This is a genomic window from Polyangium sp. 6x1, assembly GCF_029946515.1.
Classification (GTDB): Bacteria; Myxococcota_A; Polyangia; order Polyangiales; family Polyangiaceae; genus Polyangium.
This window is the reverse complement of the sequence record NZ_JARZHH010000140.1, coordinates 1-9,886: the sequence shown is the minus strand read 5'-3', so window position 1 is coordinate 9,886 and position 9,886 is coordinate 1. Positions and strand designations below refer to the sequence as shown.

8 protein-coding genes and 2 pseudogenes are annotated in these 9,886 nt (G+C 70.3%); 7 read left to right on the top strand and 3 right to left on the bottom strand.

The annotated features are described in order from the left end of the window. From QHF85_RS48855 to QHF85_RS48845, 3 genes and pseudogenes are all read left to right on the top strand, one after another. A pseudogene (locus tag QHF85_RS48855) lies at positions 1-347 on the top strand (hypothetical protein); the annotation flags it as partial. A 109-nt stretch (positions 348-456) separates the two neighbouring features. Continuing rightward, complete coding sequence (locus QHF85_RS48850) at positions 457-1,233, top strand: phosphocholine cytidylyltransferase family protein (protein ID WP_281334426.1); 777 nt, start codon at positions 457-459, stop codon at positions 1,231-1,233. 65 nt (positions 1,234-1,298) lie between these two features. Next, on the top strand, positions 1,299-2,027 hold the full coding sequence (locus tag QHF85_RS48845; RefSeq protein ID WP_281334425.1) for an aquaporin: 729 nt from the start codon (positions 1,299-1,301) through the stop codon (positions 2,025-2,027). Positions 2,028-2,036: 9 nt separating this feature from the next. Here QHF85_RS48845 and QHF85_RS48840 read toward each other — a convergent pair whose 3' ends face one another. Next, positions 2,037-3,005, bottom strand: coding sequence for a potassium channel protein (locus QHF85_RS48840; protein ID WP_281334424.1), 969 nt, complete (start codon positions 3,003-3,005; stop codon positions 2,037-2,039). Between the two features lie 68 nt (positions 3,006-3,073). Then, entirely contained in the window at positions 3,074-5,185 is a 2,112-nt protein-coding gene (gene fusA / locus QHF85_RS48835; RefSeq protein ID WP_281334423.1) for an elongation factor G, read from the bottom strand. Between the two features lie 211 nt (positions 5,186-5,396). Between fusA and QHF85_RS48830 the strand changes: the two genes are divergently transcribed. Continuing rightward, positions 5,397-5,720, top strand: a complete 324-nt coding sequence (locus QHF85_RS48830) for a transcriptional regulator (protein ID WP_281334422.1) — start codon at positions 5,397-5,399, stop codon at positions 5,718-5,720. A gap of 14 nt (positions 5,721-5,734) precedes the next feature. On the opposite strand, the gene QHF85_RS48825 is transcribed toward QHF85_RS48830, so the two are convergent. Beyond that, positions 5,735-7,366: a helix-hairpin-helix domain-containing protein gene (locus QHF85_RS48825; protein WP_281334421.1), complete on the bottom strand. Its 1,632-nt coding sequence runs from the start codon at positions 7,364-7,366 to the stop codon at positions 5,735-5,737. 93 nt (positions 7,367-7,459) lie between these two features. Here QHF85_RS48825 and QHF85_RS48820 point away from each other — a divergent pair, with 93 nt between their 5' ends. The 3 genes and pseudogenes from QHF85_RS48820 to QHF85_RS48810 form a co-directional block, all read left to right on the top strand. After that, positions 7,460-8,659, top strand: a complete 1,200-nt coding sequence (locus QHF85_RS48820; protein WP_281334420.1) for a hypothetical protein — start codon at positions 7,460-7,462, stop codon at positions 8,657-8,659. A gap of 131 nt (positions 8,660-8,790) precedes the next feature. Further along, positions 8,791-9,501, top strand: coding sequence for a hypothetical protein (locus QHF85_RS48815; protein WP_281334419.1), 711 nt, complete (start codon positions 8,791-8,793; stop codon positions 9,499-9,501). Positions 9,502-9,627: 126 nt separating this feature from the next. Then, positions 9,628-9,886: pseudogene (locus QHF85_RS48810) on the top strand (hypothetical protein); the annotation flags it as partial.

Genomic DNA, 9,886 nt, shown 5'->3' with positions numbered 1-9,886 from the left:
CGGGCGTCGGCGGTGCCGGCGGCGCCGGTGGCGCGGGTGGCGCGGGCGGCGCCGGTGGCGCCGGTGGCGCGGGCGGCGGCGGGATGTGCACCGAGTCCTGCGCGGTGGCGACGGACGATCCGGACCTCGCGTTCTGCGATACGGCCGGTGGCAAGGAGGCCGAGCAGCTCTACAACACGGTCTTCGCCTGCACCTGCGGCAACGGCGGCGCCTGCGCGGCCGTCTGCACGGACTCGCTCTGCGCCGGCACGATGCCGTCGGCCGACTGCGTGAACTGCGTGGCGAACACGGCGGAGCCCATGGGTTGCTCCGGCTCGTACGGCGCTTGCGCCGCCGACGCGGACTGATCCAGACCCCCGCGTGGTCCCCCACGAGCGGCTCCCGGTACTCCGGGGCCGCTCGCGGCTTTTTGTGCGTCCACGACGCCGGGCCCGAGCCATGCTAACGAGCCGCCCCGTGAAGGCCATCATCATCGGCGCGGGCCGCGGCAGCCGGCTCCGCCACCTCACCGAAGAGATCCCGAAGACCCTGGTCCCCGTCCTCGGACGCCCGATGCTCGACGGCATCCTCGAGGCGCTCGCCGCCGGCGGCTTCTCCCGCAAGGACATCATCTTCATCTGCGGCTACAAGGCCGAGGTCATCCAGGCGCGTTACCCCGACCTGACGTACGTCGTGAACGAGCGCTGGGAGCACAACAACATCCTCGCCTCGCTGCTCTGCGCCCGCGAGCACCTCGCCGAGGGGTTCGTGTCCACGTACGCGGACATCGTCTACCGCCCCGAGATCGTCGCCGACCTCGTGCGCGCGCCGAGCGACTGGGACATCACGCTCGCCTGCGACACGGACTGGCGGAGGCGCTACCACGGCCGCTCGCAGCACCCGGAGACCGACGCGGAGAAGATGCGCGCGGACGATCGGCGCGTCGTGGAGCTGTCCCGGCGGATCGTGTCGGAGCAGGCGGCGGGCGAGTTCATCGGCGTGATGAAGCTGTCGGCCGAAGGAGCGCGGCGGTTCGTGCATGCCTACGACGAGGCGAAGGCGGCGCATCCGGAGGGCGTGTTCCGGGAGGGACGCACGTTCGAGAAGGCGTACCTGATCGACCTCCTGCAGCACATGCTGGAGCGGGGCGAGCCGATGCACCGCGTGGACACGTTCGGCGGCTACATGGAGATCGATACCGTCGAGGATGCTTCGCTCGCCGAGTCGTGGTGGAGCGGAGGCCGACCGAGCTGAAATCACGGCGCGCGGGGAACTCCGAGCCGGCCCTGGGTTACGCTTGGGGACGAAGGAGGCGCGGCGTGCGACGAGCTTGGGCCGAAGGCATCGGGACCTTCATCGTGGTCTTCGCGGGGTGCGGGGCGGCGGCCGTGGGTGGGGCGGCGCTCGGGACGATCGGGATCGCGCTCGCGTTCGGGCTCGCGTTCGCCGGCGCCGCGCTCGCGCTCGGGCCGGTGAGCGGGGCGCACCTGAACCCGGCCGTCACGGTGGCCGCCGCGCTCGCCGGGCGGCTGCGGGCGCGCGAGGTGGTGCCGTACGTGGCGGCGCAGATCGCAGGCGCGACGGCGGGCGTCGGGCTCGCCGTGACGATCGCGCGGGGCAGGCCGGGCGGGGCGCCGGGCGTGCTCGACGCGCTCTCCGGCGGGTTCGGTCGGCACTCGCCCGGGTTCTACGGCGCGGATGCAGCGATCGCCGCGGAGATCGGCCTCTCGGCGCTCCTCGCGTTCGTGCTGCTCGGCGCGACGCACCACGCGCGCCCGGGCTTGCAGCACGAGCTCTCGGCCGCGGCGGGTGGCGTCGCCGTCACGCTCGTGCACCTCGTGGGCATGCCCGTCACGGGGCTGCCGGCGCACCCGGCGCGCGCGCTCGGCGCGGCGTTTTGTGCGGGCGGGGTCGCGCTCGATCAGCTCTGGGTCTTCGTCCTCGGCCCGATCGTCGGCGGCGCGATCGCGGCGATGGCGCTCCGGGTTTTGTTTGTGCCCGAAGGATCGAACGAACGTGCTCGGGCAGCGACCGAGCGGGCCCGCTGAGCCCTTCCTTCAACCGAGCTGAAAACGAACGGCCGGCAGATCCACGGCGGCCGTGTCGACGACGAGCGTGTCGCCGCTGCGGATGACGTCGCGCGGTCGTACGGACGCAAAACTTTCGTCGGGCTTCTTCCGGCGGCTCACGATGCGGCACGGCAGCCGCTCTTCGAGGTCCATCACCGTCGCCTCGGCCTGCGACGCGCCCACCGTGACCTCGGCCGTCACGCGCACGACGTCGTCGATCCGGTACGCGGCACGCACGCCCTCGTACGTCGCCTGGATCGCGATGAGCGGCGCGGACAGCGCGCTCGTCGAGAACGACTGATCGAGCCCGAGCGCTCCGCCGACCTTGCCCGCAAGCCTCTGATCGAACATGCGCATCACCACGCGCACGCTCGGGTTCATGCGCTTCGCGTCGAGCGCGATCTCCAGGTTCGCGAGGTCGTCGCTGGTCGCGCAGACGACGGCCTTCGCGCGCCCAGCGCCGACCTTTTCGAGCAGCTCGTCGCGACGCGCGTCGCCGATGTGCACGGGCACGCCCTTCTCGCGCACCGCTTCGAGGAAGCCCTTCGCGTCGTTCTGCTCGATCGCCACGACGTCCTCACCGAGGCTGCAAAGCTCCTCGATCACGCGGTAGCCCACGTGCCCGACGCCGCACACCACGACGTGCCCGCTCATCATGTCGGTCATGATCGAGGTCCACACCTCCCGCCGCGTCGCGAGGTCGAAGAGCGACGCGCCGATCTTGAAGACGCCCTGCGCGAGCAGGAAGAGGCCCGCGAGCGGCGTCAACCAGAAGACGGCGCGCGCGACGGGCGTGTGAGGGAACGGCTCGGTCGGCTCGAAGACGAGCAGCGTCCAGAGCGACCAGACGGTCTCGGTGAAGTCGGGCAAACGCTCGCCGCCGCGCCGGAGATCCCAGCGCAAGACGAACGTCGCGACGAGGAGATAGAGGGAGGCGTAGAGGAGGGGCGGCCCCATCCGCCGCAGGACGTAGCCTGCGGCGGCGATGCGGAGCCGTATCGATCGGAAGCGACGGCGCTTCGAGATCAGTCTTCCTCTTCCGTGACCTTGAAGCCGCTGTCCTTGATGACCTTGTCCTGGACCATCGGCGGACAGATCGCGAGGTGGTCGACGCTCATCGAGAACGTGCCCTTGCCCTGCGTCATGCTCTTCAGCTTCGACTCGTACTCGAGCACCTCGGAGAGCGGGACGTACGCGTTCACGATCGTCTGATCCTCGACCGTGTCCGTGCCGAGGATGCGGCCGCGCCGGCTGTTGATGTCGCCGATCACGTCGCCCGTCGCCACGCTCGGCGCGACGACCTGCATCTTCACGACAGGCTCGAGCAGCACCGCGCCGGCCTGCGCGGCGGCGGCCTTGAAGGCCTTGCTGCCGGCCATCTGGAAGGCCGCGTCGGACGAGTCGACGTCGTGGTACTTGCCGTCGTAGAGGCGCACCTTCAGGTCGACGAGCGGGAAGCCGGCGAGGAAGCCCTTCGCCATCGACTTCACGACGCCCTTCTCGACCGACGGGATGAACTGGCGCGGGATCGCGCCGCCGACGACCGCGTCCTCGAATTCGAACCCGCCGCCGCGCGGCAAGGGCTCCATGTCGATGTAACAAACACCGAACTGGCCGTGGCCGCCCGTCTGCTTCTTGTGTTTGCCCTCGACGCCCGCGACACGCTTCGTGATCGTCTCCTTGTAGGCGATGTGCGGCGCGCCGAGGCGCGCATCGATGCCCACGCGGCGACGGATGCGCTCGACCGTGATCTCGAGGTGCAACGAGCCGAGGCCGCTCACCACGAGCTCGCGCGTCGTCTCCTCGATCGACACGCTGAGGCCCGGATCCTCCTCGGTGAGCTTGTAGAGCGCGGTGCTCACCTTGTCCTCGGCGCCCTTGCCCTCGAACTTCACGCCGCGCGAGAACAGGGCCGGCGGAAGCTCCGGCGCCGTGAACTGGAACGCGTGCTTCTCGTCGGAAAGCGTCTGCCCGCTCAGCGTCGACTTGAGCTTCGCGAGCGCCACGATGTCGCCGGCCTTCGCCTCGTCGACGGGCTTCGCGTCCTTGCCGACGATGTTGAAGATCTTGCCGACGCGCTCGGCGTTGCCCGTCGACGCGTTGAGCATCGCGCTGTCGGGCTTCAGCGTGCCCGAGAGGACACGCGCGAACGAGGTGCGGCCCGCGTGCGGGTCGATCGAGGTCTTGAAGACGAACACCGCGGTCGGCGCGTCGGTCGAGCTCGGCCGCTCGGCCGCGGCCGGCGTCGCGCCGACCTTGCCGCCGGGCACCGTGCCCTTCCACGTCGGGTGCGCCGTGGGCGGCGGGATGAGCTCCACGATGCCGTCGAGCAGCGCCGCGATGCCGCTCGGGCGCGTGCCCGAGGCGAAGTACACGGGGACGACCTTGCCCTCGCGCACGGCGTCGCGCAGGCCCTGATCGAGCTCGTCCTGCGTGAGATCACCTTCGGTCAGGTACTTCTCGGTGAGCTCGTCGTTCGTCCCGGCCACGTCGTCGACGAGCCGGGCGCGGCCCGTATCGAGCGCGCCCGCGAGGTCGGCAGGCACCGTGCCCGCCGCGATCGCGTTCGGCGCCTCGGGCTTGCCGATCCACGCCTTCTTCGTGCGCAGCGTGATGATGCCCTGGAAGTCGAGGCCCTCGCCGACGTGGTGCTCCATCACGGCGAGCGGCGCCTTGAGGCGCGCCTTGATCTCGCTCACGACGTCGTCGGGTTGCGCGTTCTCCGCGTCGACCTTCGTGACGACCACGAGGATCGGCAGGCGTTGCGCGCGCGCCCAGGCGAAGACGCGCTCGGTGATCGGCTGCACGCCGTCCTTGCCGCTCACGACGAGGACCGCCGCGTCCACCGCGCCGAGCGCGAGGCGCGTCTCGGCGAGGAAGCTGCCCTCGCCGGGCGTGTCCACGACGTTCACCTTCTTGCCGTTCCAGTGCAGGTAGGCGACGCTCGCTTCGAGCGAGCAGGCGTGGTCCTTCTCCTCGGCCGAGTCGTCGAGAACGCTCGACTTGTCGTCCACTTTGCCGAGCTTGGGCGTCGCCTTCGCCACGAAGAGCATGGCCTCGGCGAGCGACGTCTTGCCGGCTCCTTTGTGTCCGATCAGAGCAACGTTGCGAATGTCGCTGGGCGCGGTCGTCGTCATGGTCGGTTCCTGTCCACGCCCTCGCGCTCCCCTTGTCGCAGGGCGGATCTCCCCTCTACGCCTGTTCGGTCGCCCTTGCCAGGGGGTTTGGGTACGAAGCTCTGCGGTTTCCACACCGAGCCCGCGCGAGGACGGAGGCGCAGGCGACTCCTCGCAGACCGCCCCAGACGGGAGCGCCCTCGGCTAGCATCTCGGTCCCGCTCGCGTTCGTATGCAGGTCGCTCGTTTTGCCCTTCAGTTCGCCCTCCAGATCGCTCTGACCTACGCGCTTCAGCGCTGGGACAAGAGCCGCTTCTCCGAAGAGCAGCGGGAACGCGCCTGGAATGCGGCGACCTGGGGGGCGGCGCTCCTGTGGTTCGGGCCGCTCTCGATGCCGGCCTGGGGTTATGTGACGCGGCGCGGAAAAGGGCGCCTGCACGGGCTCGTCGGCCTCGTGCTCGGCGCCGCCGCGACGTTTCAGATCGTGCTCGTGGTCCACGGCGTGGGCGAGGCGTTCTTCTGGGCCGCCGGCTGGCCGCCGGACGCGACGATGTGATGCTCGGGGCTTGATCAGCGGCGCGCGAGGAGGGTTTGCAGCTCCTCGGCCGAGAGCGTGTTCGCGATGTCCTTCGCCTCGCACCAGCCGCGCCGGGCTTGATCGAGGCCGAAGCGAATGTGCGCGGCCTCGTCCGCGTTCGCCGCGCGGCTCGTGAGGGCGATCCGCGCGCCCGTGTCCTTCACCGCTCGCGCGTAACCGTCGGCGCCCGCGAGGAACGCGGGGCGCGCGTCGAGCCCGAGGAGCACGCCGTGCTCGCGACAAACCTTCGCCACCGCCTCCACGTCGAACGGCTTGGGTTTGCCGCCGTTCACCGGCCGCGCGAGCACGTGGATGCGCCCCGACTTCGCCGCCGCGACGAGCGCTTGCGTGAGCGATTTTTCATCGAGCTCGGCCGCGTGGATCTCCCCGACCACGACGTCGACGTCCTCGCTCGTCCCGACCGAACCCTCCGCGCCGATCGGCACCACCGCGCCGGCGAAGAGCGTCACCTTCCCTGCGTGCTTCTGCGCGCGCTCGATCTCGCGTCGCGGCGCGCCGATCACGACCAGCCACGAAGCGCCCTTCGCGCAGCACGCCGACGCGATCGCCGCGATCCCGTCTGCGTCGAGGTTCCCTTGCACGAAGTCGCCGCAGAGGTCCGCGCGCTCGACGAGCTTCGGCAGCTTCCCTTCCCGCGCCGCGTCGATCTCGCCGCGATCCTCGCGGATCTCCGGCGGCACCCACGCGAGCCCCACCGACGCGAACACGTCCTCTTCGCGCTCGCCGGAGATGCGTTTGTCCTCCTGGAACACGCCCCACTCGCTGATCTTGAGCTTCTTGCGCACGCCGAGCGTTCGGATCGCGATGTTGTGCGCCTTCGACCCCGTGAAGTAGTGCATCGCCGCGCCGAACGTCTCTTGCGGCACCACGCGCAGATCGACCTGCAAGCCGCTCTTCAAGAGCACGCTCGTCTTCGTGTCGCCGTCCGCGAGCACCTTGTCCGTCTGCGGATCCGCGATGAGCTTCTTCCCGATCGCGACGCTCGTGTCCGCCGCGACGAGGATGTCCACGTCGCCCACGTTGTCCCTGCGCCTGCGGTAGCTCCCGGCGACCTCGATCTGCAGGACGCCCGGGACCTCGCGTAGCCGCGCCACGATTGGCTCGATCTGCGCCTCGGCCTCGGCGAGCGAGATCCGCTTGCCGCGCGCGGCGCGCGCCGCGATCCCTTCCAGGATCTGCGCTTCGAGCTTCGGCCCGACGCCCTTCAGCGCGCGCAGGCGCCCTTCCCGCGCGGCCTTCTCGAGCTCCTCGATCGTGTCGATCCCGAGCCCCTCGTGGATCGCCTTCGCCCGCTTCGGCCCGAGCCCCGGCAGCTCCAGGAGGTGAATCAGGCTCTCCGGCGTGCGTGACTTCAGCTCGTGCAGAAGCGCGAGCTCGCCCGACTCCGCGAGCTCGCGGATCTTGCCGGCCAGGTCCTTGCCGATGCCCGGCAGCTCCTCCAGCGAGCCCGGGCCCTTCTCCGGGAGCGTGCTCACGGGCGAGGCGAGCGCGGAGACCGTGCGCGCGGCGCCCCGGTACGCGCGTACGCGGAACACGCTCGCGCCCTCGATCTCCAGGAGATCGGCGACCTGATCCAGCGTGCTCCCGATCGTTTCGTTGTCCATGTTCTTCCTCTCCGCTCGCCTGCTCGCGCCAGACAGCGACCGCGAAAAGCAAACCACACGTCGGGTTTCTCGCGCTATATCCCGTCGCCCAACGTGAGGACCCCCGTCGCCGCAGCAAGCCTGTTCGTCCTGGCCGCTGCCGCCCCCGCGCAGGCTTCCGTCGCCGCGCACCACGGCGCCGCTCTCCATGGCCCCACGGCCTGGGCCGACACGTCGCGCGGAGGCATCCGCGGGCTCACCATCGGCCCGATCGAGAGCCTCCGCCACGCCGGCAAGGGCTACGGCAGCCCGGCGAGCGGACGCGCGATGGACGAGGCCAAGGCGCTCGGCTCCACGTGGATCAGCCTCACGCCCTTCGGCCGCGTCTGGGACCTGAAGCCGAACGGGATCGACCTCACCTTCGAGGCGCCGTTCGAGGAGAACCGCGCGAACGTCCTTCACGCGATGGCGCAGGCGCACGCGCGTGGCCTCAAGGTCTTCCTCGTGCCGCACCTCTGGGTCGAGACCGGCGGCTGGCGCGCGCTCATCGATCCGGGCGACGACGCGGCGTGGGAGCGCTGGGCCGCGGCGTACAAGCGCTTCCTGCTCACCTGGGCCGAGGTCGCGGCCGAGGGCGGCGCCGAGATGCTCAGCGTCGGCGTCGAGCTCCGCAGCTTCGTCACGACGGGCCGCGCCGCCCTGTTTTACCCGATCATCCAGGAGGTGCGCCGCGTCTACCCGGGCCTGCTCACCTACTCGGCGAACTGGGACGACGCCGAGGACACGCTCATCTTCGGCGAGCTCGACCTCGTCGGCATCAACGCGTTCTATCCGCTCGCCGACAAGGACGGCGCGGGGCGTGAGGCGCTCTTCGCGGGCGGGCGGAAGGTCGCCGAGGGGATCGAGCGGCTCGCGGCGATGTGGGGGCGGCCGGTGGTGCTCACGGAGATCGGGTACACGACCCGCAAGGATCCGGCGATCCGTCCCTGGGAGTGGCCCGACGGCATGAAGGACGTGACGATCGACGAGGAGGCGCAGGCCCTCGCGTACGAGGCGCTCCTCGCGCCGCTGCTCGACAGCCGGTCGTGCGCGGGCTTCTTCGTGTGGCGGTATTACGCCGACCCGGACGACGTCTCGCAGGAGGCCGAGTGGGGCTTCTCGCCGCGCGGCAAGCTCGCCGAGCTCGCCCTCCGCGACGCCTTCACCGCGCGCTGGGCTGCGGACGGCCCGGCCTTCCTCGGTGACAACCTCGGTAGGCACCGCGCCCGCACCCCGGGCCTCGTCGGCTGGGAGCTCTCCCCGCCCCTCTTTTGAGCGGAAGCCTTTGGGCTTCCGGCCGTTGGACCTCCCACGAAGTCCGGCGCCGGCCTGGCACGGTTCTTCCTAGGCTCCTCATTCCGCTCGGCCAGCCCGCTGGGTTGGCTCATGCTGGCACAGGAGTCGACATGATCCGACGAACCCTTTCTTACTGCTTTTCGGCCTTCACGTTCGCGGCGCTCTCGGTCACGACCGCCGGTTGCATCTTCTTCGACGTCGCCGGCGGCGGCGGCTGCGAGGTGGACGGCAAGCAATTCTCCGTCGGTGAACAATTCACCGCTGCCGGCGGCTGCAACACCTGCACCTGCCAGGCCGATGGGTCGACGCTCTGCACGCGATTGGCGTGCGTCACGAGCTGCACCCACAACGGCAAGGTCTTCAACGAGGGCGATACCTTCCCCGCGGACGACGGCTGCAATACGTGCACGTGCACGGCCGACGGCTCGATCGCATGCACCGAGAAGGCCTGCGTCGAGCCCGCGTGCATCTACCAGGGGGTCGGCTACGCGCCCGGCGACATGTTCTCCTCGGTGGACGGCTGCAATACGTGCGCCTGCGGGGAAGACGGCTCGATCAGTTGCTCCGAGAACGACTGTTCTTGTCTGTACGACGGACAAACCTACCATCTCGGCGACACGTTCCCCTCGACGGACGGCTGCAATACATGCTCCTGCATGGCCGACGGCTCGGTCGCTTGCACCGAGAAGGCCTGCCTCGCGTGCACCTACGACGGACAAACCTACCAACCCGGCGATTCGTGGCAGGCGAGTGACGGTTGCAACACGTGCACGTGTAGCGCCGACGGGCTCGTGGGTTGCACGAAGATCAACTGCCCGTGATCGTCCCGACGATCGCCCTCCGCGTTTCTTCAAAACACTTCTCCTCTCCCGAAAAGCCTCTTTCATCCGGTCCGCGCGCCTGGTAGTGCCCATCCCGGACGTGCGACCTCGATGAGGAGTTTTTCCATGAAGCTTCGATCTCTTTCGGTGGCGGGGGTCCTCGCGGCGCTCGCCGTGGGCGCCGTCGGGTGTAGCGACGAACCGTCGCAGAACACCACGACGAGCTCGTCGAGCACGGGCGGCGGCCAGGGCGGCCAGGGCGGCCAGGGCGGCGCCGGGGGCACCGGCGGCACCGGAGGCGTGGGCGGCGAGGGCGGCGTCGGCGGCATGGGCGGCGTCGGTGGCATGGGCGGCGAGGGCGGCGCCGGCGGCATGGGCGGCGCGG

Coding starts and splice junctions, on each gene's coding strand:
- QHF85_RS48825 (WP_281334421.1), bottom strand. CDS start 7,366: ATGGACAACGAAACGATCGGGAGCACGCTGGATCAGGTCGCCGATCTC.
- fusA (WP_281334423.1), bottom strand. CDS start 5,185: ATGACGACGACCGCGCCCAGCGACATTCGCAACGTTGCTCTGATCGGA.
- QHF85_RS48830 (WP_281334422.1), top strand. CDS start 5,397: ATGCAGGTCGCTCGTTTTGCCCTTCAGTTCGCCCTCCAGATCGCTCTG.
- QHF85_RS48815 (WP_281334419.1), top strand. CDS start 8,791: ATGATCCGACGAACCCTTTCTTACTGCTTTTCGGCCTTCACGTTCGCG.
- QHF85_RS48840 (WP_281334424.1), bottom strand. CDS start 3,005: ATGGGGCCGCCCCTCCTCTACGCCTCCCTCTATCTCCTCGTCGCGACG.